Origin of the sequence: Bizionia sediminis, assembly GCF_042684585.1 — a bacterium.
In the GTDB taxonomy this organism is placed as follows: Bacteria; Bacteroidota; Bacteroidia; order Flavobacteriales; family Flavobacteriaceae; genus Algorimicrobium; species Algorimicrobium sediminis.
In genome coordinates this window covers 72,032-93,874 of record NZ_JBHULS010000001.1, presented here as the reverse complement: position 1 = coordinate 93,874, position 21,843 = coordinate 72,032, and the positions used below count along the sequence as shown (strand labels likewise).

The window sequence follows — 21,843 nt, the reverse complement described above, 5'->3', positions numbered from 1 at the left end:
TATGGACTATTTATTAAAAGCATCGGCCGTATTAACCATTTTTTATGTTTGCTATATATGGTTTTTACAACGCGAAACCTTTTTTAACTCCAATCGTTGGTTTCTGCTTATTGGCCAATTTTTTGCATTTTTATTGCCACTACTTGTTATTCCCATTTACGTGACCGTTGCCCCTGAAGTTTTTAAGGCATCGTCGCGTTCCAATATGCCTATTACAGCGGCGTCCGTGGCCACGCTCCCATCAATAGAAACTGTATTAATATGGATTTATATTGCTGGGGTTGTATTCTTCTTCGGAAAATTTACTATCAATATTCTATCGCTATCCCAATTGGTACGCAGCCAGCCGTCAAAAAAAATGGCAGGCATCTATTACACAGAAACAACCAACACAGCAGCACCATTTTCATTTTTTAATAACATCGTTTACAACCCTCATAACTTTAGTGCAAAGGAACTGGAACTTATCTTAAATCATGAACGCGTTCATGTAAGGCAATGGCATTCTGCAGACGTACTTATTTCGCAGCTCTCTTGTGTGGTATTGTGGTTTAATCCCGTTAGCTGGCTATACAAAAAAGCAGTACAACAAAATTTAGAATTTATTGCCGATGGTAAAACGCAATCCAAAGCTAAATGCCAACAAAGCTACCAACGCTTATTGTTAAAGGTAAGCTTGCCAACAAAACACCAAGAACTGGTAAATAGTTTTAATAGTTCATTAATTAAAAAACGAATTTATATGTTACAACAATCAAAATCGAACACCCTGAAAAGCTGGAAATACGCTTTACTAATTCCTGTTTTGGCGTTATTTTTAATGAGTTTCAATACGCAAGAGGTGTATATTTCGGAAGCGACTTTTCAAGCTCAAAATTCAAGTAAAAAACATATAGTTACCGCCTCAACTTCGGATGCCGATTTGGCTAAAATTGAATCAGACATGTCAAATACACATGTCGTTTTAAAATTTAGCGATATTTCCAGAAATGCCGATAATACCATTCGGGAAATCTACATTAAAACAAAACATAGCGGTGGTAGCAGATACAACAAACGTGTTACCGTAAAAAACGATAAGCAGAAAACCATTAAACCATTCTCATTACAGCTAACAGCGAATAAACAAGATATCTTGTTTCAGTTTTCAGATGATGAAGCAACTTTGGTTGCCAAAGATCGTATTACGTTTGGAAAAGAAGCCACAACCCGATTAGGTACTCAAAAAACTTTGAGCGAAGCTGATGGATTAGGCGAAAACCCGCTTTACATTATAAATGGGAAAACTTATAGAAAAGAAACGCTAAAACATCCAGCCCATTTTACAACAGCTAAAAGCATAACAATTATTAATAAAAAGGAGGGCTTAAAACGTTATGGTGCGGCAGGAAAAGACGGTGTTATTATATTTGAAGGAATAAGTGGCTTTAAAACTTTAGATACAGCAACCACCAAACCACATGCTGGGGAGGCCAAACCGCTAATTCTATTAAATGATGAAGAGATAACGCGCGAGAAAATGGATAGCATAGATCCAAAAACAATTATTAAAACTGATGTCATTACTAATGCGGCGGAGCTTGAAAAGTACGGAAGTAAAGCCAAGGATGGTGTTATTATAATATCCACAGGAGATACGGATACAAAACTTATGGAAATTCCTGAAAACCCCCTTATTTTAATAGACGGAAAAGAAGCAACTCAAAACGATATGCAGGCCATTAACCCCGAAAACATTCAAAACGTTCGTGTTTTAAAACCAGAAATGGCCAAAGCTACCTATGGTAAAAAAGGGACACATGGCGCCATACTTGTAACCACCAAACCTTAATAACTAGTACAAAAATCAAAAAAAAAGGTCCAAACACCATTAGGTTTGGACCTTTTTTTAGGTATCCTTTAATCTTATTTAATACTAATTTTTTTGGTCGTACTGGCGCCTTCCGAAACAATTTGTAGGACGTACATACCACTGGCTAGGTTTAAATCTATATACCCATTGCTTATTGCTTTTGAAACCAAACGCCTACCATCCAAAGAAAAAATAGTAAAACGTCCAGGCTTCTTAAGCCCTTTAATATATAAGCGTCCTGAAGTTGGGTTTGGATACACTGCCAAAGTATCCAAGGCATTTTCCGCCACACCAAGTGGCTGGTTCCAGGTTTCGCCTACGTTGTTTCCCCAAATATATTCAATTAACTCGGGCTGATCTATAAAGGGATTACGGTTATATTGCCAGGTATAAACCACGTTGTTTCTATTCATTTCGAAATCGTCTGGCGGATCGTTTCTGTGCCATTCTAATAGCGTTTGTAAATCACCAAACTGCCCTACGTTACCATCTGGAAAGCCATTTACTATTTCTAGTCCATTGTACCGTATAGCCAAATAGAATACACTTCGTGCTACATCGCCCTTAAAACTTCCTATTGTACCTGCGGGTCCATTATACTGCCCGTAAAATTGATTGCCTCTGGAGCTATTTTCAGGACCATCGGCAGCTCTTAAGGCGTGGGCATCACTATTGCCATGACGCAAGGAATCTGCATTTGTTTCCCAAAAAACATCTTTACCATCGGCTATTTCATCGGCTTCAATGCTGTAATAACCGGCTCTTGATCGCGGAAAAGTATGTTCTCTGTTCCATTTTCCGGTGCTTACCGAACCCAATTGAAAATCTAATTTCGCACGACCCGCTTCCAAATAAACCAACCAGACCTCATTACTATTTTCAGGGTTTTGATCGGCTTCTTTTAAAATATCAATTACATCTGTATAGGTTTGAGCCCTTACAACTTCCGGGTTCGCAATAATATCTTGAAGCGCTTGCTTTAAGGCATTATCAGCCAAACCATCTAGGGGGTTATAGTAACCATCGGGTTGTGTGCTGCTTACAATTCCGAATGTAGGATTAGTTGGCGCCCCATAGTCTGCTACTCTAAAATCGTTATCAATAATTCGGAATTTTAAACGGTTGTTAAACGGAATAAAAGGCTGGTTTAAATTAACAAATTCGATAACAGCTTCCTCATCCCCCTCATCTAAACCATCATCTGTAACCGTGATTAAAGTGGATACCGTATTGGAACCAGAAGGTATGGTTACCGTAGTGTTTCCGGTAAAATCGTTTGTATTAAAACCATCATTATTAAGTGAAAAAGAAAATGTAACATCATCTAACACCGTTATTTGAGAAGTAAAAGTAATCGTTACGGTGGCGCCTTCTTGATACTGTTCAGCATCCGTACTCATGGCAATGGCGTTAAAAACAATTCCGCTACCATCGTTTAATGCGCGCGGGGTTGGTGTGGTAACCGTATAACTTCCGTCATTATTTCGTTGAATGGAGTTTGTATTATTGCCAGACCCTTCATTTATTTGTTCAATATTGGTAAAATTGGGATGGGCACTAAAAATGGCCAGCATATCGGTATCATCGGCATCCGAGGTGTCGTAAACCAAAACATCAATTAAATTGGTAATATTAGCAACTGTGCCTTCTGGAAAATCTGTTTCAGCGGCTTGATAAATTGCTACGGCATCGGCGCCATTTTGAATAACATTAGGTGGAATTAAAAGCTGTGGAAAAGGTGTAACGGAGTCGCTCCCAATTAAAAGCAAGCCATTGGCATCAGTGGTATAGCCATTTAAGTCGATAGTAAAATAACTGGCATTGTTACCAGAGGTAGAGCCATTAAAAAACACGACAATATAGCCATCCAAGTTAAAGTTTGGCGTATTGGATTTTAATTCCAGAAACTCTTTGTCGTCTATACCTGGCGTATCGCAATCTAATTCGTTTATAACTATCTGACTAAACAATGGCATTACAGATAGGCATGCCAAAAGAATAAGTAAGTTATTTTTCATGGTTAGGGGTTTTTGGCAAAGGTAAGTAACTACTTCAGTAAAAATTATTTTAAAGATTAATAAATTATTAAATTTAACATCTTGAATGTCAATTTTGTTATCAGGTAATATGAAAAAACAAGTTTTTAAATTTTTAGCCAAATTGAACAAGGTTATTTTACCTAGTTTTACCAAGCAGCAGCTTGATTTGAGCAAAGCCAGCCGACTACAAATGATTATTTTTGGATGGAAATTATATGTTACAAAAAATGCCCTAGATTAATTGGCTTTTTATTTGTGCAAAACGATAAAAGTAATTATATTTGCACCCACAAAACGGCCTCGTGGCGCAACTGAATAGCGCACTTGATTACGGCTCAAGAGGTTACAGGTTTGAATCCTGTCGAGGTCACTAACTTTACTAAAGCTTTCAAGAAATTGGAAGCTTTTTTTTGTTTTAAATGGTACTACCATTTACGTACTTTATTTTGATAATAGGCCTGGCATAGAGGCCTAACAGCCACACTTTCGTAACATATAAAAAAGCATATTGGAAAAAGTGTGCACCTAAACAAATCTGCCCATAGTTTTAAAAACGTCCGATTTTTGTACGTATAGTAGTTATTTACAAGTTTTTAAAATCGTGTAAAAAAAATGCGCTTTGTAAAAAGTGATTTAAAATTATTGAAACATAAAACATACTAGGCTTTTGTAAACACATAACACCATAACAAGCCAATTTACGTTTTAACCATTAGTTTATTTCCGCACTTAAACCCGCCTCCAAAAGCTGCGAACACTGTGGTTCTAATTCCTTGTAAGGTCCGGTTTTAACAGTACATTTTCCTTTGTAATGTACTAAAATAGAGCACTGTTCGGCTTGTTCTGGAGTGTGTTTACAAACCCTAATTAATGTATTGATAACATGGTCGAACGTATTTACATCGTCGTTAAAAAGGATTATTTCATTCTCTAATAAAACATCCTCATTCAGTAGTAAATCCTCTAAAGTCTGTTCTCTGGTACTCATGATAGTTGTTTTTTGTTTACTCAAACTGTATGTGTGTTAGGCTTTTTCAAATTTTAAGGCTACCCAATTGTTTTGCTCCAAGGTATCCAGAAGTGTTAAACTTTCGTGATTGCAGGCGGCTTCAATAGCTGGAATATCGTCTTGGTAAAAACCGCTTAAAAATAACAAACCTTTGGCATTTAAGCAAGTAGCGTAAACAGCAATATCTTCTAACAATATATTACGGTTTATATTGGCAATAATTATATCGTAATGTTTGTTAGTTAATAGTGTGGCATCGCCTTCCAAAACTGTAATATGCTGGCAATTATTACGAGTTACGTTCTCCAAACTATTTACATAACACCAGTTATCTATATCAATGGCATCCAATTGCTTGGCGCCTTTCATTTCGGCAAGTATGGCTAAAACACCTGTACCACAGCCCATATCCAGCACTGTTTTATTCGTAAAATTGTTTTTTAGAATGTGTTGAATCATCATGTGGGTAGTTTCATGATGCCCGGTTCCAAAACTCATTTTAGGTTCGATAATGATATCGAATTCGGTATTTGTTTTTTCGTGAAATGGCGCGCGTACGGTACATTGGTTGGCTACTACAATAGGCTTAAAATTGCGCTCCCATTCGGCGTTCCAGTTTACCTGTTCTATTTCGTTAAACTTATAGGAAATTTGAAACTCCTTGGATTGCAGTATTTGAATACCGTCCAACATATTTGGGCGCCAATCATCTTTCTGAATGTAAGCCGTTAGGCCGGTATCTGTTTCCACAAAACTTTCAAAGCCTGCAAAGCCCAATTCTGCAATTAAAATTTCTACAGCCGGCTGTAATGGTGATACTTCAAAATCGTATCCTATGTAAATGATGGTATTGGACATGGTTTTATAAACTAAAAAGCATTAACTATTTCAAAAAAGTGTGTAGCATCCAAAGCCGCGCCACCAATTAAACCGCCGTCTACGTCGGGTTTTGCAAAAATTTGTTTCGCATTTGTAGGCTTCACACTTCCACCATATAAAATAGAAACAGCATTGGCCACTTGTTGGTTGTACCTATTGGCAATGGTTTTTCTAATAAATGCATGCATGTCCTGTGCTTGTTCGGGCGTAGCAGTTTCGCCGGTTCCTATAGCCCAAACGGGTTCGTATGCTAACACGATTTGACCAAAATCTTCAGGACTTAAATGAAATAAGGCATTTTTAATTTGATTGGAAACAACCGTTTCATGCTGCTCCGCTTTCCTGTCGGCTAATGCTTCGCCTACGCAAAAAATAACACGCATGTTATGCTGTTGTGCGGCATTTACTTTTTTAGCCAATAAGGCATCGGTTTCATTAAAATAAGCACGGCGTTCGCTATGACCCAAAATTACAGTTTTAACCCCTACACTTTTTAGCATGCCCGGACTAACTTCTCCCGTATAAGCGCCACTGTCTGCAAAATGCATATTTTGTGCTATAACTTCGATATTTGTCTCTCTTAAGGATTCAAAAGCCGGCCACAAATTGGTAAATGATGGCGCAATCATTACCTCTGCTTCCGAAGTTTTGTTAGCACGTTTTAGCTCGGTAATTAAAAGTTGGGTTTGTGCTAAATCATTGTTCATTTTCCAATTTCCAGCAACTATGTGTTTTCTCATGTTATATTGTTTTGGTCTCGTTTAAAACGAACTAATTACTTTTTTAAAAATTTATTTTCCCCTTACATACATATTGCCTCGTTAACGGCTGTTATTAGGATTCTAGCGATACTTTTGGATCTAGCCATGCGTAAATTAGATCTACAAAAATATTAATAAGAATGAATATAAGAGCAATTATTAGCACCGCCCCCATAATTACAGGCAAATCTAATGTATTTAAAGCATTTACTATTTCTTTTCCCAAACCATTCCAGCCAAAAATGTACTCCACAAAAACAGCACCTGCCAACATGGAGGCAAACCATCCAGAAATAGCGGTGACAACGGGATTTAAAGCATTTTTTAATGCGTGCTTTTTAATTATTTGGTATTCCGATAAACCTTTAGCGCGTGCCGTGCGAATAAAATCCTGATTATAAACCTCTAACAAGGAATTTCGCATAAGTTGAATTACCACGGCCAAAGGCCTTATACCTAACACAACTGCTGGAAGGATTAAATTTTTCCATTGTATTTGCATGGCGTTTCCATAATCGTCTAAATTATACAAGCTACCTGTCATTTCTAAATTTGTGTAATTATGTAGCACATAACCAAAAAACCAAGCCATTAAAATAGCGCTAAAAAAAGATGGCACGCTCATACCCACGGTACTTACAATTTGAATAAATTTATCCAACCATGTGTTTTTATAAATGGCGGATACTACGCCCAAGACGACACCTAAAATTAAAGCAATACAGATAGCCGTAACGGCCAAAATAGCCGTATTAGGCAGTGTTTCGCCAATAACTTCGGCTACTGGCTTTCCTTGCTTTGTAAACGATTCGCGTAAGTAAGGCACCTTAAACGCCACCACAGTATTTTTAATTGAAAATAATGGTTTGGCCCGGTATTTTCCTTTTTTTAGAAATGTGTAATCCGCTTCATTTTTTGAATGAATGGAAACCGGCAACAAATCGTTAATGTAATAGGCAAACTGTGTAATTTTTGGCTTATCGAAACCGTACTTTTTACGAACAGTTTCCACTTGTTCAGCCGATTGGTTTTGACCCAACATCATTTTAGCGGGGTCGCCAGGCAGGACATTAAATAGTAAAAATACCACGGTAACTACACCAAAAAGTGTTAGAAAGGCATACCCTATTTTATGATAAACATAGCGGACCAGAATTTCTAGGTTTTAAAGCTTTATTTGTTCCATATTTTTCCAATGGGCCTTATCTATCACGGTTCCTTTTTCTAGCTTAACAACCCCAGGGCTTGACCTAACAACCGTTTTGAGTGCTTTTTCATCGCACAAATAAAAATCGAAATTAAGTTTGTGTGTGGCTTTAAATTGTTCTTTTTCGGCTGCACCAGACGCGGATAAACCTATAACTGTGTAACCCGCTTTAAGCGCCTTGTCTGAAAAACTCTTTAGCTTGGCAACACCGTCTGGCTCTGCTGTAGCCAAATTATACACCACCATCATGATTAGTTTATCTTTATTTAAGAAATATTCTGTTAAATCCTCTGTTTCTGTTTCTATTGAAAAATCGGCTATTGGTGGTTCGTAACCGGGGTCAATTATTTTGGTTTCTACATCCACATATTCGCCATCCACATCGGGATAGCTTCCATCGGTAACAAATTCTTTTTCTTCACCATTTACCATAAATACCCAAGTAAATTCCTGAACGGGTTTTGGCGCATTTTCTGGAATACGCATACCCTCCGGAATATTAGCACCAATTTTATAGGCTCTAAAATCTATGGCTGGCAGGTTCATAAGCACGTAATAGGCAAAGGACAGCGACGCTAAAAAACTAACTAAAGCTGTTGCTGTTAAAACAACAGGCCTGTTAAAAACAGGTTTAATATAGCGTATACCCGCCAAAAGTATAAGCACAAAAACTAACAGGACTACGTCTTTTGTAAAACTTTCCCATGGGGTTAATTTTAAGGCGTCGCCAAAACAGCCACAGTCCTTTACTTTATCGAAATAAGCCGAATAAAAGGTTAGGAATGTAAAAAACACAATCATAGCCAACAGGCTGTAAACTGTAAATTTTGGCTTGTAACCAATAAGTAGAAAAACACCTAAAACCACTTCAAACACCACCACCAAAATGGATATTATAAGTGCGTATGGTTCTAAAAATGGCAGATTTAAAACGCCTACACCAAAATACTCCTCTAACTTATAGGAGAATCCTAGCGGATCGTTAAGCTTAATGAAGCCCGAAATAATAAATAGGATGCCTACAAAAATGCGACTAATCTGCACAAGATATTTCATATAACTACTTTTTTAAAATTCTTATTTATGGTTACTTCCTTTTTATAATAGGTTTATTTTAATTCTAAATGAATTAAGGCAAAAACAGCATAATTTATCATGTCCTGATAATTAGCATCTACACCTTCACTTACCAATGTTTTACCTTGGTTGTTTTCAATTTGCTTAACGCGTAACAACTTTTGTAAAATTAAATCGGTTAAACTACTTACGCGCATGTCGCGCCAAGCCTCGCCATAATCATGATTTTTATTTAGCATGAGTGCCTTGGTTTGCGCAATTTTTTCCTTGTATAAGGCCAAAGCTTCTTGGGTAGATAAGTCTGGTTGCTCTGCTATGCCTTTATCTATTTGAATTAAGGCCATCACACAATAATTTACTATGCCAATAAATTCGCTAATTTCACCTTCTTCAACCTTTTGAACGGCATTTTGTTGCAGTCCGCGTATGCGTTGTGCTTTTATGAAAATTTGATCGGTAAGCGATGGCAATCGTAAAATGCGCCAGGCACTGCCATAATCGGACATTTTTTTCTCAAAAAGATTGCTACACACGGTAATTACCGCATCGTATTGCTGTGCTGTGTTTGGCATGGGTACAACTAAAAATTATGTAAATTTCGCTTAAATTGTTCAAAGTTCAAAGTTACGTGATGAATGTTTTTATTTTTCATAAATAGCCAATTATTTTAAATCGATTATGTTAATTTTGTTTAAAAATTTAGACAAACCTACTAAATACTACCAGTAGGTTTTTCAATACAAACTAGAATACAACCAAATGACCATTAATTGTAACGGCCGCTTAATTGATGTTAGCACCCCAAAAGTAATGGGTATTTTAAATCTGACACCCGACTCATTTTACGATGGTGGTAAGTATAAAAACACCTCGCAAGCACTCCATCAGGTAGAAACCATGCTGAACCAAGGCGCCACCTTTATAGATGTAGGTGCCTACAGTTCTAAACCCAACGCCAGTTATATTTCGCAAGCAGACGAGCTGCAGCGTTTAATACCTGTTTTGGAAACTATTATAAAGACTTTTCCAGATATTTTATTATCTGTAGACACTTTTAGAAGCGAAATTGCCAAACAAAGCATTTTAGCTGGAGCGGCGATTATTAACGATATTTCTGCTGGTAAACTAGACACCAATATGCTGCAAGTGGTTGGCCAATTAAAAGTGCCGTATATTATGATGCACATGCGCGGCACCCCGCAAACCATGCAAACATTAACGGAATACACTAATTTAGTTAAGGATATATTGTATTATTTTTCCGAGCGCATACAGGCCGCTCATGCGCAACAAATAAGCGATATTATTATCGACCCCGGTTTCGGCTTTGCTAAAACGCGCGAACAGAATTTTGAGCTATTAAGCCAATTACAGCATTTTAAAACGTTAGAAAAATTACTTTTGGTAGGGGTGTCTCGAAAATCCATGATATACAAAACTTTACAAAACACGCCCAACGAAGCCTTAAATGGCACCACCGTATTAAACACTGTAGCATTACAAAAGGGCGCCCGCATTTTACGCGTGCACGATGTTAAAGAAGCTATGGAATGTATTAGCCTAACCAACGCATTAAATAAATAAACCATGAAATACCTTAAATTTTTAATTCCATTAATTGTATTTGCATGTAGCTCGGATAAAGTTATTTTATTGCCAGAGGTAAGTAATGCACCAGTTCACGAGGTTTTAGACCTGTCTCCGGCTTACTTGTTTTACGATACTACGGCTGTTAATGGTGTTGAATTAAATAGACGCAACCTTATTGTTTCTACAAACTGGCTGGTAAATGTAGATAAGCGCTTAACGCTAAAACAGGCCATTCCAGAAATTCAATTTATACAATTTAAAAAACGCGATGCCGGCATGCATAAAAATGAAGCAGCCAAAAACTACTATTCCTGTAATGATACGGGCATAAAAAATTTGGGTTTTATAGATTTTACAGATGTGTTTTACCACACCAGCGATTCTGCAAAAGCTACAATTCGCGCACGCGAAACTATTAAAAGTGAACACCTAGCCGCAAAAGTGGACGCGTTGTCCCGAATAACTGTTTCCAATTTAGAAGGCAGTCTAAATTTAGAAGATTTTATAGCTTACCTGTCTGCCCAACCACTTCCAAAACCCACTAATTTGGTTTTAAACCTATCCGAAAATTTAACGTTTCAGGATTATATTACTTTAAAAGCGGCCTTAATTGAAACCGATTCGACTGTTGTAACAGTAAACCCTAATGAATTTATTTATTAAACCAAAACCATTACATTTACCTAAAAACCAGTAACCTTGAATATTTTTAACGACCTTTTAAAAATAACCGTAATAGACATTCTAGACGTGGTGCTTGTGGCAGCACTACTCTATTACATTTATAAGTTGGTAAAAGGTACCGTTGCTATTAATATTTTTATTGGCATTGTTATTATTTACCTAATATATTTAATAACAGAAACCCTTCAAATGAAAATGTTAAGTAGAATTTTAGGAGGGTTTATGAGTGTGGGTTTAATAGCCTTAATAGTTGTTTTTCAACAAGAAATAAGAAAGTTTTTACTAATGGTGGGCTCCACTAATTTTGCCAAGCGTGGTAAATTTTTAAAACAATTTAAATTTTTAAAAACTGAAACCGAAAACCCTACCGATATAGCTAGTATTATTGCGGCTTGCAAAAAAATGAGCAGTACCAAAACCGGGGCTTTAATAGTATTTGAAAATCACAACAATTTAGATTTTTTAACCACCACTGGCGACGCCATGAATATAACCGTATCGCAGCCCATTATTGAAAGTATATTTTTTAAAAATAGTCCGCTGCACGATGGCGCCATCATAATAGCGCATAATATTGTTAAAGCCACACGCGTTATTTTACCCGTAAATAATGATAAAAATTTACCAAGTCGGTTTGGTTTACGCCATAGGGCTGCTGTAGGGATTACCGAAAAAACCGATGCACTGGCTGTAGTGGTAAGCGAAGAAACGGGTCAGATTTCCTATTTTAAAGACGGCGAATTTATAATGTTTAAAGAAGCCGACGAACTCATTGAGTTAATTAAAAAAGATTTAAGCTAGTTCCATGAAGGACGCACAGGTTTTTACAAAACTTCTTCCTGAACAAATTGCACCTCATACAGGTTTTTGTAATAGCCATTTTCCTTTTTCAATAAATTAGTATGGGTACCTTGCTCTACAATTTTACCAGCATCCATAACAATTATTTTATCAGCCTTTTTAATGGTAGCCAACCTGTGAGCAATAACTATAGATGTTCTGTTTTTTGTTATTTTATCGGTAGCATTCTGAATTAACTGTTCCGAATAGGAGTCTACAGACGATGTGGCTTCATCCAATACCAAAATACTCGGGTTGGTTACATAAGCGCGTAAAAACGAAATTAGTTGGCGCTGCCCAGACGATAGCATGGCCCCGCGCTCTTTTACGTTATAATGATAACCGTTTGGCAAGGTCATAATAAAATCGTGTATTCCAATAGCTTTTGCAGCTTCTTGCACATCCGTTTCGGTAATGTGCGGATTATTAAGTGTAATATTATTTAAAACGGTGTCTGCAAACAAGAACACATCTTGTAACACCACCGCAATTTGCTGTCTTAAAGACGCCAACGTAAAGGCTTTTATATCTGTACCATCTATTTGAATAACACCTTTATTAATTTCGTAAAAACGGTTTAGCAAATTAATAATTGTGGATTTTCCGGCACCGGTAGCTCCTACAATGGCAATGGTTTCTCCGGCTTTAACCTGCAAGGATAAATCTTTTAAAACCGGGTTATCTGGTACATAACTAAACCATACGTTATGAAACTGAATAGCGCCTTTAAAATGGCCTGCTACTTGTGTTCCTGTATCGTCAATTTGAGACGTTGTTTCCAACACTTTAAATACGCGGTTGGCAGCCACCATACCCATTTGCAAGGTATTAAACTTATCGGCAATCTGGCGCAGTGGACGGAATAACATAGGAATCATCATAATAAAGGCGGTTAAGTCGCCCAATGTTGCCGTGTTATCTATTACAGCATTTAAGCCTCCATACCAAGCCACCAAACCAATAGTTATAGAAGAAGACAATTCGGCAATTGGAAAAAATATAGAGTTATACCAAACTGTTTTTAACCAGCCTTTCTTGTGGCGTTTGTTTATGTCAACAAATTTTTTGTATTCGGTGTTTTCTCGTGTAAATAGCTGTAAAATTTTCATACCCGTTACCCGCTCTTGTACAAAGGAGTTTAGATTAGACACTTCGGTACGCACTTCCTCGAAGGCTTTTTTCATGTACTTCTGAAAAATGCGGGTAGCATATAAAACTAGTGGCAACATTAAGAACACTATTAAGCTTAATTGCCAATTCATATAAAACATTACGCCGGAAACGACTAACATGGTAAGCAAATCGCGAAAAATCATAAACAAGCCTTCGCCAAAAATGGCTGCAATACGCTCCATATCGGTTACTGCTCGGGTAATTAACACGCCCACAGAAGAGGTGTCGTAATATTTCATTTTAAAACGCAGCATGTGGTTAAATAATGCCACCCTAATATCTTTAACAACCGTTTGGCCTAACCAACTAGCATAAAATATAAATAGCACCTGACTAATAACTTCAAACAAAAGTAAACCTGCCATAAGCAAAATGTAGGGCAAAAACCCTTCTAGCTCTTTGGTTACCACATTGCTATCAATAGCTTGCTGTAAAATGTATGGTCTGGCAGCGCTTACAACAGACAATAAAATGACCACAAAAAGCACCCCATAAAAAATACGCTTATAGGGAACTAAAAATTTTATAAGCTTTTTAAGGAGCTTGGTATCTAATATTTTATTATCTGGTTTTGTGAGCATTTTTTATAGTTTCGGGATACGAAATGTGTGTTAAATACAAACCATGCGCCGGCACGGAATATCCTGCTTGCTGTCGGTTTTTAGATGTAATAATCGTGTGCAAATGGGTTGCTGTAATTTTTCCGAGCCCCACATTAATAAGAGTTCCCATTATGGCACGCACCATGTTTCTTAAAAACCTATCGGCCTGAATGGTAAAATGTAATTCGTCTGCTACCTGATTAAATTGTGCCTTCATAATTTGGCAATTATAGGTTTTTACATCGGTATGCGTTTTTGAAAAACACTGAAAGTCTGTATAATTTAAAAGCACTTTGGCAGCCGTTTCCATGGCTGTTATATCCAACTCCTTTTTTAACAAATATGCTTTATCAAAATTAAACGGATTTTTCTGCAAGGCTATTCTGTACAAATACGTTCTGCTAGTAGCATGAAAACGGGCATGTGCATGGGGTGCCACTTCAAAAATATTTAAAATAGCAACACTTGGTGGCAACAAGGCATTTAAGCGGTATTGTAACATGGTACAAGAAAAAACCTGACTGCTATCAAAATGAGCAAACATTTGTTGCGCGTGTACACCGGCGTCTGTCCGCCCAGCTCCCGTAATTGCAATAGGGCTGCCTAGCAAGGTGGTTAACGCTTTTTCCACAACCTCCTGAACCGATATGGCGTTGGGCTGGTTTTGCCAACCGTGAAAATCTGCTCCGTTATATGCCAGTTCTATAAAATATCTCAAAGGTTTGTGCTATTTTTGTAAAGCACAAAGATAGAATTTTAATTGCTCCCGAAATTTCAAATAAACGTTAAATATAAACCTTGTAAATTACTTTAAAACCCTATCCATTTGGACTGTTAAAATGAAAAAAATACTACTTCTTTCCGATACCCACAGCCACATGGATGACGCTATTTTAAAATACGTAAAACAAGCAGACGAAGTTTGGCATGCTGGCGATATTGGCGATTTAAAAGTAACCGATGCCATCAAAGCTTTGAAGCCTTTACGTGGCGTTTACGGCAATATAGATGACGAAAAAGCTCGATTAGAATTCCCGCTAGACAACCGCTTTATGTGTGAAGGTGTTGATGTTTGGATAACCCATATTGGTGGATACCCGAATAAATATAATGTGAGAATTCGGGACATAATACAAGAAAACCCGCCGCGTATTTTCATTTCAGGACACTCGCATATTTTAAAAGTCATGCCCGATAAAAAACTCAATTTAATACACATGAATCCTGGAGCCGCTGGAAAACATGGTTTTCATAAAGTACGTACCATGTTGCGATTTACCATTGATGGTAGAAAAATTGAAAATTTGGAAGTAATTGAGTTTAAAAAGTAAATGGAAGTTGCTATCAACACTAAACCAACCTGGTGATAGTATCTACTTTGTTTATTTATAATCCAAGCTAATATAGGCTGTTACCCCTGTAAATATTCCTACAAATAGTGACGTTAGCATAGAAAAATTCGCTAGTGTATAGAGAACAATTGAAAGTACGCCACCTCCTATTAAATGTTTTATGAGCGTTTTTAACATAATTTAAAACTATATCGAGTTTAACAAGGCAACAAATCCAACACCTGCTGACGCATTTGCTCCATAGGCTACGGCCGATGCAGCCACTACATCTAAATCACCAGAACCTCCAACAATAGCTATTAGCCAAACTAATGCACCCATACCTGCTCCGTAAGCATTAGCGGTTGCCATATCTGATATCGTATCTTGAAACCAATTCCAACCATAACAAGTAACTTTAGAACTTGAATTGTTAAGTAAACTATTCCATTTATCACTATGTGCCTCCCAATAATTCAATTAACTTATAGCTCTAACAACTGCAGACATTAAAATTATTTTCTCATCTCCTTGTAAATCATTTTCAATTGCGACTTTAATTGGCTCTAAATTTGCTTTTATAGTATTTAGATTATTTTTGCAACTATTTTTCACTTCATCAATAGTGGTCTCTATTAAATCTAAATATTCTTTTGATTCTTCAATCACTAAATTATTCTTTAATTCTAACTGGAGTACATCAGCAACTTTTTAAGAAAAATCAACTGGTATAAAAGTATCTTTTCTTGATTTCAATTCGTTCACTACTACACCATATACATCTTTGTCATAAACAGCACTAATGTAATTACTTGTGGCTTCAACTAAATTAATTGCACTAGGGTCTGTAGAATTATTTTTAAAATATAACTATATAGAACCCTAAAGCGTCGTTATGTTTTTGACCTATTTTGGAAAAATGAATACCAATACTTTTATTTGTTATATTCAAATTTGTACGCTTCATTATCCTGTGAACAACCTTGAATACAAAGGACAAAAATTAACAGAAATAATAAGCTTGAAATGTGATTTTATTTTTCATTTTTATAAGATTTGGGTTTGGCTCAAAAAAAAAATCAACAAACAAGTTTATTAAGTATAATGTTTAAATTTTTAAAATCGTCAAGTGATTAAGCATATTAAAAAAGCCCAAGATCTTCACCTTGGGCTTACGCACTAATACTACTAAGATGATAGGTTTATCGCAATCGATCTACAGATTTTACAAGATCTTCATCCTTTTTGATGGCCTTATTAGCCAAAGCTAAAAAGACGATAGAAACAATAGGAAGAAAAATCCCAATACCTTTCTCAGAAACAACCGTTTCTCCAGATAAATTTAGAGATTGATACACAAATAATCCTAGTAAAATAAAGTTTAATATGATGTTAAGTCGCCCTAATACAAACTGCGACTGTCTATTTGTATATTTAAAAATGCTAATTACCGATAATAAGGCAGATAGCAAGAACCCCACTAATACATATACCACATCTGTTGCAAACATTTTTTCACCCGCTGGGGTGGTCCACAAATGGAACACGAAAATAAGGCCACCAGAAACAATAGCGGCCAATAATAAGTACAATGTTTGAATACGTTGCAGCATGTAAGTTTTTCCTTTAACGGGACACAAAAATAACAGTTTCTTTGAAAATAAAGCAATAAAAAAGAAAATAAAGTTGTATAATTGCACAACTGATTTGCAACTATCAGAGTTGTAAGTCCTTATTCTTCTGAACCACACGGTTAATTATTCTTCGGAATTAGTCAACTTAAAAAACATTAAAATACAACATTCAATTCAACATCAATGTTTGAAATATCTCAATTAAAATCCATGAAGCTTCCTGAATTGCAGGAAATTGCTCAAAAACTTAAGGTGCCCAAATACAGGTCTTTAAAAAAATTGGATTTGGTGTATCAAATTTTAGATCACCAGGCCTCTAACCCAAAAGCTGCTAAAGAAGTAGCAACTTCAGAACTAGCTGCTGCGCCTAGTAAAGCAGATTCAGCAGAACAGCCCGCTGAAAAGGTTAAGGAGAAAAAGCCAAGAAAACGCGTACAAAAAGCTGTTCGCGCAAGCAAAACAGATAATACGGCAGAAACCGCAACTAATAAGCCACAAACGCCAACAGAAACTACCAAAGAAGACGTTGCGAGTCCAGATACGAAGCAGACAAACGCCGAGGCCAACAGAAACACGCCGAAACAAAACAAACCCAATCCCCGTCCAAAGCCTACTACCGGCAACAAACGCGACGATAAAAACACCAACTCCAAGGACGAAAAATCGAAAGAAAACCGCGGACAAAATCAGAAACAAGACAAAAAAAATAATGGCAACAAAGATACGCGTAACAGGTATCGTGAGCCCGACTTTGAGTTTGACGCTATTATTGAAAGTGAAGGAGTTCTAGATATTATGCAAGACGGATATGGCTTTTTACGTTCATCGGATTACAACTACCTATCCTCGCCAGACGATATTTATGTGTCGCAATCGCAAATAAGATTATTCGGACTAAAAGTTGGCGACACGGTTCTTGGCCGCGTAAGGCCGCCTAAAGAAGGTGAAAAATACTTTCCGTTAATAAAAGTAGTAAAAATTAATGGTCAGAACCCCGATGTTGTTCGCGATCGCGTATCTTTTGAGCATTTAACACCACTTTTCCCACAGGAAAAATTTGATCTTGCCGGCAAGCAAAGTACCATTTCTACCCGAATTATGGATTTGTTTTCGCCTATTGGTAAAGGACAACGTGGTATGATTGTGTCGCAACCAAAAACTGGTAAAACAATGCTTTTAAAAGATGTTGCCAATGCTATTGCTGCCAACCATCCAGAGGTTTATCAAATGATTTTATTAATAGACGAACGTCCAGAGGAAGTAACCGATATGCAACGTAATGTACGCGGCGAAGTTATTGCTTCTACATTCGATAAGGAGGCGCATGAACACGTAAAAATTGCCAATATTGTTTTAGAAAAAGCCAAACGATTGGTAGAATGTGGCCATGATGTGGTTATTTTACTGGATTCTATAACGCGTTTAGCACGTGCTTATAATTCCGTACAACCTGCTTCCGGAAAAATATTAAGTGGTGGTGTAGACGCCAACGCCTTGCACAAACCAAAACGCTTTTTTGGTGCCGCCAGAAACATTGAAAATGGTGGTTCGTTAACCATTATTGCTACGGCCTTAACTGAAACAGGATCCAAAATGGATGAAGTTATTTTTGAAGAGTTTAAAGGAACTGGTAATATGGAATTACAACTGGACAGAAAAATATCTAACCGTCGTATTTTCCCTGCCATCGATTTAACGTCATCGAGTACCAGACGTGACGATATTTTGTTGGACGAATCCACTATACAACGTATGTGGGTAATGCGTAAATATTTAGCCGATATGAACCCGGTAGAGGCCATGGAGTTCATTAACCAGCGTTTTAAGCAAACTAGAAACAACGAAGAGTTTTTAATTTCTATGAATGGTTAAACCCTAAAGTAACTCAAATAAAAAAATGCCTTGAAATAATTCAAGGCATTTTTAATTATAAACAAAACTGGATTTAAACTTACTAAATCTAAATTATTGGGCATAAAAAAAAGCTTCTCTTGAAAGAGAAGCTTTATATTTTACATCTATAACAAAATTATAGAGTGGCAATATGCTTCGCTAAACCTGACTTTAAATTTGCAGCTTTATTAGCATGAATAATATTCTTCTTTGCTAACTTATCAATCATTGAGGTAACATCAACAAATAACTTTTGCGCCTCCTCTTTGCTGCTAGTTTCACGTAACTTTTTAATTGCGTTACGCGTAGTCTTGTGCTTATATCTATTTCTTAAACGCTTGGACTCGTTACTTCTAATCCTTTTTAACGCTGACTTATGATTTGCCATTTGATTTTTTTCTTATTAAAAATTGTAGCCCGTAGGGGAATCGAACCCCTCTTACCAGGATGAAAACCTGGCGTCCTAGCCGATAGACGAACGGGCCATTTTGCTCTTGAGTTTGCAAATATAAAAACTAATTTTTAAACCTGCAAATCTTTTTTTTTGTCAAAACAACTTATAACTTTGTCGTTGCGGGTGCAAAAATACAACTTATTTTAAATGTTGCAACAACAAATGCGATTTTTTTTGTTTTTTTTTTAGTTAGTAAGCTTTCGCAAAAAGCACGCGTCTGGCAGATGGTTTTCCAGTATACACACAATCACCACTTTGCGTGTTTTCATCCATAGGAATACACCTGATGGTGGCTTTTGTTAATTCTTGTATTTTTGCTTCAGTTTCCTCTGTGCCATCCCAGTGTGCAGAAATAAAGCCCCCTTTTTCTTCTAAAACTTTTTTAAACGTTTTAAAGTCGTCCACCTCTGTTGTGTGCGCTTCCCTATAATGTAATGCTTTTTGGTACAAACTAGTTTGAATTTCCGTCATTAAGCCTTTTACCTTTTCGGTAAGATTATCTATTGCTATAACTTCCTTTGTTAAGGTATCGCGTCTAGCTAACTCCACGGTACCATTTTCCAAATCTTTCGGGCCAATAGCAATTCTTAATGGCACGCCTTGTAATTCGTGTTGCGCAAATTTAGCGCCTGGCCTAAGCGTATCTCTATTATCAAATTTTACAGTAATGTTATGCAAACGCAATTCGCCCATAATAACGTTTACCAAATTTGTAATTTCTTGCAATTGTTCTTGCGTTTTGTAAATCGGTACAATAACAACCTGGTTCGGGGCTAAATTAGGTGGTAATACCAAACCATTATCGTCGCTATGGGTCATAATTAAGGCACCCATTAAGCGTGTAGAAACTCCCCATGAGGTGGCCCAAACATACTCCTGACTCCCCTCTTTGGTGGTAAATTTAACATCAAAAGCTTTAGCAAAATTCTGTCCAAGAAAGTGCGATGTACCAGCTTGAAGCGCCTTACCATCTTGCATTAAAGCCTCAATACAATAAGTTTCTTCAGCACCTGCAAAGCGTTCGCTATCGGTTTTTACGCCTTTAACAACCGGAATGGCCATAAAATTTTCCACAAAGGTGGCATACACATTGTTCATTAACTCGGCTTCTTTAACCGCTTCTGCTTTGGTTGCATGCGCGGTATGCCCTTCTTGCCACAAAAACTCTGCAGTCCTTAAAAACAAGCGCGTGCGCATTTCCCAACGCACCACGTTTGCCCATTGGTTTACTAGTATTGGTAAATCGCGATAAGATTGAATCCAACCTTTATAGGTATTCCAAATAATGGCCTCGCTAGTTGGCCTAACTATAAGTTCTTCCTCAAGTTTTGCTTCTGGGTCTACTCGCAACTTGCCTGGTTTATCTGGATCACTTTGTAATCTGTAATGTGTAACAATAGCACATTCTTTGGCAAAACCTTCGGCATTTTTTTCTTCAGCCTCAAATAAACTTTTAGGCACAAACAACGGAAAATATGCATTTTGGTGCCCTGTTTCCTTAAACATTCTATCTAGTTCTGCTTGGATTTTTTCCCAAATTGCATAGCCATAGGGCTTAATTACCATACAACCACGTACGGCCGAATTTTCAGCAAGATCAGCTTTTACCACTAATTCGTTATACCATTTGGAATAGTCTTCCTTTCTACTTGTTAGTTTTTTACTCATATACAGGGTTTTGGCACAAATATTGTACTTATGTTAAAAATAGAAATAATTTCGCAAAACTAATTATTTTTGTTATGTTCAACAATAAAACACAAAGATATGTCCATTAAAAACTACATCCTAGATAAAACACCTACAATAGCGGTTTTAACAAGCTTGCTTTTTGTAAGTGCATGCGGCACATACCAGCAAGCAGGTTCGGACGCCGATGGTATTTATAATACCTCAACAACAGCTGTTGAACAAGAAACCAACACGGCTGTAGACAACAGTGTATATTACCAAAATTATTTCAAAGAAAAAACATCGGAATATGCCGTATACACCAATGACGAGGTGTTTACAGATGTAGATGAATACTCTGGAGAATACGTAGAAAACGACAGCATACAATACCAACCACAAGCATACGCTGGGTGGGGCCAAGAAACTTCCAATGTATCCATTAATGTGTACAATGGCGGTGGCTTTTATAACAATTTTTATGATCCCTTTTATTTTGGATATTACCCACCCATTTGGACGAATCATTACTTTTACCGCCCTTACTACTACACTGGTTATTACAACCCATGGTGGCACGGCGGGTATTATGGTGGTTTTTATGGTGGCTATTACCACAATCCTTGGAATAATTACTATTATGGAAATCACGTCGCTTTTATAAATGGCAGACGCGGTGGGGCTTACAATATGCCTGGTCGCTACGGCAGCTCGAGGTACTTCGATTCTAATAGAATTTATAACGCTGCACCAAGACGCGATTACACGCGAAGCAGCCATGTAGGCAGACGCGACAGAACACAAACAGATGCAAGAGCTACTAGATCTACCCGTAGTACCGTTAGAGATGTTAGAAGCACGCGTAATAATTCAAATAATGTTGCACCAAATAGCACGCCGCGTGTAAGAAATAACAGTACACCACGAGTAAGAAATAACAATACGCCACGAGTGCAAACCAATAGCACCCCGCGCCCACGTGTGAGAACCAATTCTACACCAAGAACTAACAGCAATTTTAGCACACCAAGAAGAAGTTCCTCACCAACCATACGAAGTGGTGGATCTAGTCGCGGATCGTCTGGCGGCATGCGAAGTTCTGGAGGCAGACGCGGCGGCATGTAAACAAGAGATATAAAAAATTAAA

At 37.2% G+C, this 21,843-nt stretch carries 22 protein-coding genes and 2 tRNA genes; 9 read left to right on the top strand and 15 right to left on the bottom strand.

The window, feature by feature from the left end; all coding sequences use genetic code 11:
• Window position 1 precedes the first annotated feature (1 nt).
• Window positions 2-1,831 (top strand): M56 family metallopeptidase, encoded by a 1,830-nt coding sequence (locus ACFSQP_RS00360; protein ID WP_376890951.1) that lies wholly within the window; start codon window positions 2-4, stop codon window positions 1,829-1,831.
• A 74-nt stretch (window positions 1,832-1,905) separates the two neighbouring features.
• On the opposite strand, the gene ACFSQP_RS00355 is transcribed toward ACFSQP_RS00360, so the two are convergent.
• On the bottom strand, window positions 1,906-3,870 hold the full coding sequence (locus ACFSQP_RS00355) for an endonuclease (RefSeq protein ID WP_376890950.1): 1,965 nt from the start codon (window positions 3,868-3,870) through the stop codon (window positions 1,906-1,908).
• A 109-nt stretch (window positions 3,871-3,979) separates the two neighbouring features.
• Between ACFSQP_RS00355 and ACFSQP_RS00350 the strand changes: the two genes are divergently transcribed.
• A complete protein-coding gene (locus ACFSQP_RS00350; protein ID WP_376890948.1) occupies window positions 3,980-4,132 on the top strand; it encodes an SsrA-binding protein in 153 nt (50 codons plus the stop codon).
• 55 nt (window positions 4,133-4,187) lie between these two features.
• Window positions 4,188-4,261 (top strand) — tRNA-Arg (locus tag ACFSQP_RS00345).
• 342 nt (window positions 4,262-4,603) lie between these two features.
• Here the strand turns inward: ACFSQP_RS00345 and ACFSQP_RS00340 are convergent.
• From ACFSQP_RS00340 to ACFSQP_RS00315, 6 genes are all read right to left on the bottom strand, one after another.
• Window positions 4,604-4,879, bottom strand: a complete 276-nt coding sequence (locus ACFSQP_RS00340; protein ID WP_376890947.1) for an ATP-dependent Clp protease adaptor ClpS — start codon at window positions 4,877-4,879, stop codon at window positions 4,604-4,606.
• Between the two features lie 36 nt (window positions 4,880-4,915).
• Window positions 4,916-5,758 (bottom strand): 50S ribosomal protein L11 methyltransferase, encoded by an 843-nt coding sequence (gene prmA / locus ACFSQP_RS00335; protein ID WP_376890946.1) that lies wholly within the window; start codon window positions 5,756-5,758, stop codon window positions 4,916-4,918.
• A gap of 11 nt (window positions 5,759-5,769) precedes the next feature.
• Entirely contained in the window at window positions 5,770-6,519 is a 750-nt protein-coding gene (tpiA, locus tag ACFSQP_RS00330) for a triose-phosphate isomerase (RefSeq protein WP_376890944.1), read from the bottom strand.
• 94 nt (window positions 6,520-6,613) lie between these two features.
• Window positions 6,614-7,693, bottom strand: a complete 1,080-nt coding sequence (locus ACFSQP_RS00325) for an ABC transporter permease (protein WP_376892101.1) — start codon at window positions 7,691-7,693, stop codon at window positions 6,614-6,616.
• A gap of 12 nt (window positions 7,694-7,705) precedes the next feature.
• Entirely contained in the window at window positions 7,706-8,803 is a 1,098-nt protein-coding gene (locus ACFSQP_RS00320) for a BT_3928 family protein (RefSeq protein ID WP_376890943.1), read from the bottom strand.
• A 53-nt stretch (window positions 8,804-8,856) separates the two neighbouring features.
• A complete protein-coding gene (locus ACFSQP_RS00315; RefSeq protein ID WP_376890941.1) occupies window positions 8,857-9,396 on the bottom strand; it encodes a DUF1599 domain-containing protein in 540 nt (179 codons plus the stop codon).
• Between the two features lie 187 nt (window positions 9,397-9,583).
• Here ACFSQP_RS00315 and folP point away from each other — a divergent pair, with 187 nt between their 5' ends.
• Genes folP through cdaA form a run of 3 tightly spaced genes read left to right on the top strand, consistent with a single transcriptional unit; the run spans window position 9,584 to window position 11,899 of the window.
• Window positions 9,584-10,408 carry a dihydropteroate synthase gene (gene folP, locus ACFSQP_RS00310; RefSeq protein ID WP_376890939.1) on the top strand — a complete coding sequence of 275 codons (825 nt, stop codon included), beginning with the start codon at window positions 9,584-9,586 and terminating at the stop codon, window positions 10,406-10,408.
• A gap of 3 nt (window positions 10,409-10,411) precedes the next feature.
• A complete protein-coding gene (locus ACFSQP_RS00305; protein ID WP_376890938.1) occupies window positions 10,412-11,077 on the top strand; it encodes a hypothetical protein in 666 nt (221 codons plus the stop codon).
• Between the two features lie 36 nt (window positions 11,078-11,113).
• Window positions 11,114-11,899, top strand: coding sequence for a diadenylate cyclase CdaA (gene cdaA, locus ACFSQP_RS00300; protein ID WP_376890936.1), 786 nt, complete (start codon window positions 11,114-11,116; stop codon window positions 11,897-11,899).
• 23 nt (window positions 11,900-11,922) lie between these two features.
• Here cdaA and ACFSQP_RS00295 read toward each other — a convergent pair whose 3' ends face one another.
• Entirely contained in the window at window positions 11,923-13,692 is a 1,770-nt protein-coding gene (locus ACFSQP_RS00295) for an ABC transporter ATP-binding protein (RefSeq protein ID WP_376890935.1), read from the bottom strand.
• Complete coding sequence (truA, locus tag ACFSQP_RS00290; protein WP_376890934.1) at window positions 13,673-14,431, bottom strand: tRNA pseudouridine(38-40) synthase TruA; 759 nt, start codon at window positions 14,429-14,431, stop codon at window positions 13,673-13,675. Before truA ends, ACFSQP_RS00295 begins: the two co-directional genes overlap by 20 nt.
• Before the next feature lie 121 nt (window positions 14,432-14,552).
• Between truA and ACFSQP_RS00285 the strand changes: the two genes are divergently transcribed.
• Window positions 14,553-15,044 carry a metallophosphoesterase family protein gene (locus tag ACFSQP_RS00285; protein ID WP_376890932.1) on the top strand — a complete coding sequence of 164 codons (492 nt, stop codon included), beginning with the start codon at window positions 14,553-14,555 and terminating at the stop codon, window positions 15,042-15,044.
• A gap of 207 nt (window positions 15,045-15,251) precedes the next feature.
• Here the strand turns inward: ACFSQP_RS00285 and ACFSQP_RS00280 are convergent, their stop codons facing one another.
• The 3 genes from ACFSQP_RS00280 to ACFSQP_RS00270 form a co-directional block, all read right to left on the bottom strand.
• Window positions 15,252-15,416 carry a hypothetical protein gene (locus ACFSQP_RS00280; protein ID WP_376890930.1) on the bottom strand — a complete coding sequence of 55 codons (165 nt, stop codon included), beginning with the start codon at window positions 15,414-15,416 and terminating at the stop codon, window positions 15,252-15,254.
• A 108-nt stretch (window positions 15,417-15,524) separates the two neighbouring features.
• Window positions 15,525-15,713, bottom strand: a complete 189-nt coding sequence (locus ACFSQP_RS00275; RefSeq protein ID WP_376890929.1) for a hypothetical protein — start codon at window positions 15,711-15,713, stop codon at window positions 15,525-15,527.
• A 533-nt stretch (window positions 15,714-16,246) separates the two neighbouring features.
• Complete coding sequence (locus ACFSQP_RS00270; protein WP_376890927.1) at window positions 16,247-16,657, bottom strand: DUF4293 domain-containing protein; 411 nt, start codon at window positions 16,655-16,657, stop codon at window positions 16,247-16,249.
• Window positions 16,658-16,861: 204 nt separating this feature from the next.
• On the opposite strand from ACFSQP_RS00270, the gene rho reads away from it, so the two are divergent.
• Window positions 16,862-18,550, top strand: a complete 1,689-nt coding sequence (gene rho, locus ACFSQP_RS00265) for a transcription termination factor Rho (protein WP_376890925.1) — start codon at window positions 16,862-16,864, stop codon at window positions 18,548-18,550.
• 157 nt (window positions 18,551-18,707) lie between these two features.
• On the opposite strand, the gene rpsT is transcribed toward rho, so the two are convergent.
• The 3 genes from rpsT to proS all read right to left on the bottom strand — a co-directional run bounded on the left by rpsT (window position 18,708) and on the right by proS (window position 20,693).
• Window positions 18,708-18,959 carry a 30S ribosomal protein S20 gene (gene rpsT, locus ACFSQP_RS00260; RefSeq protein ID WP_376890923.1) on the bottom strand — a complete coding sequence of 84 codons (252 nt, stop codon included), beginning with the start codon at window positions 18,957-18,959 and terminating at the stop codon, window positions 18,708-18,710.
• 25 nt (window positions 18,960-18,984) lie between these two features.
• A tRNA-Glu gene (locus ACFSQP_RS00255) sits at window positions 18,985-19,056 on the bottom strand.
• A 158-nt stretch (window positions 19,057-19,214) separates the two neighbouring features.
• The gene (gene proS / locus ACFSQP_RS00250; protein ID WP_376890921.1) at window positions 19,215-20,693 is read right to left on the bottom strand and encodes a proline--tRNA ligase; all 1,479 of its coding nucleotides are present in this window, start codon (window positions 20,691-20,693) and stop codon (window positions 19,215-19,217) included.
• A 99-nt stretch (window positions 20,694-20,792) separates the two neighbouring features.
• Between proS and ACFSQP_RS00245 the strand changes: the two genes are divergently transcribed.
• Window positions 20,793-21,821: a hypothetical protein gene (locus tag ACFSQP_RS00245; protein ID WP_376890920.1), complete on the top strand. Its 1,029-nt coding sequence runs from the start codon at window positions 20,793-20,795 to the stop codon at window positions 21,819-21,821.
• The last annotated feature ends 22 nt before the right edge of the window (window positions 21,822-21,843 follow it).

Bases quoted from the DNA above. Each gene is read 5' to 3' on its own strand.
- ACFSQP_RS00360 (WP_376890951.1), top strand. From the start codon at position 2: ATGGACTATTTATTAAAAGCATCGGCCGTATTAACCATTTTTTATGTT.
- ACFSQP_RS00355 (WP_376890950.1), bottom strand. From the start codon at position 3,870: ATGAAAAATAACTTACTTATTCTTTTGGCATGCCTATCTGTAATGCCA.
- ACFSQP_RS00350 (WP_376890948.1), top strand. From the start codon at position 3,980: ATGAAAAAACAAGTTTTTAAATTTTTAGCCAAATTGAACAAGGTTATT.
- ACFSQP_RS00340 (WP_376890947.1), bottom strand. From the start codon at position 4,879: ATGAGTACCAGAGAACAGACTTTAGAGGATTTACTACTGAATGAGGAT.
- prmA (WP_376890946.1), bottom strand. From the start codon at position 5,758: ATGTCCAATACCATCATTTACATAGGATACGATTTTGAAGTATCACCA.
- tpiA (WP_376890944.1), bottom strand. From the start codon at position 6,519: ATGAGAAAACACATAGTTGCTGGAAATTGGAAAATGAACAATGATTTA.
- ACFSQP_RS00320 (WP_376890943.1), bottom strand. From the start codon at position 8,803: ATGAAATATCTTGTGCAGATTAGTCGCATTTTTGTAGGCATCCTATTT.
- ACFSQP_RS00315 (WP_376890941.1), bottom strand. From the start codon at position 9,396: ATGCCAAACACAGCACAGCAATACGATGCGGTAATTACCGTGTGTAGC.
- folP (WP_376890939.1), top strand. From the start codon at position 9,584: ATGACCATTAATTGTAACGGCCGCTTAATTGATGTTAGCACCCCAAAA.
- ACFSQP_RS00305 (WP_376890938.1), top strand. From the start codon at position 10,412: ATGAAATACCTTAAATTTTTAATTCCATTAATTGTATTTGCATGTAGC.
- ACFSQP_RS00295 (WP_376890935.1), bottom strand. From the start codon at position 13,692: ATGCTCACAAAACCAGATAATAAAATATTAGATACCAAGCTCCTTAAA.
- ACFSQP_RS00285 (WP_376890932.1), top strand. From the start codon at position 14,553: ATGAAAAAAATACTACTTCTTTCCGATACCCACAGCCACATGGATGAC.
- ACFSQP_RS00280 (WP_376890930.1), bottom strand. From the start codon at position 15,416: ATGGCAACCGCTAATGCTTACGGAGCAGGTATGGGTGCATTAGTTTGG.
- ACFSQP_RS00270 (WP_376890927.1), bottom strand. From the start codon at position 16,657: ATGCTGCAACGTATTCAAACATTGTACTTATTATTGGCCGCTATTGTT.
- rho (WP_376890925.1), top strand. From the start codon at position 16,862: ATGTTTGAAATATCTCAATTAAAATCCATGAAGCTTCCTGAATTGCAG.
- rpsT (WP_376890923.1), bottom strand. From the start codon at position 18,959: ATGGCAAATCATAAGTCAGCGTTAAAAAGGATTAGAAGTAACGAGTCC.
- proS (WP_376890921.1), bottom strand. From the start codon at position 20,693: ATGAGTAAAAAACTAACAAGTAGAAAGGAAGACTATTCCAAATGGTAT.
- ACFSQP_RS00245 (WP_376890920.1), top strand. From the start codon at position 20,793: ATGTCCATTAAAAACTACATCCTAGATAAAACACCTACAATAGCGGTT.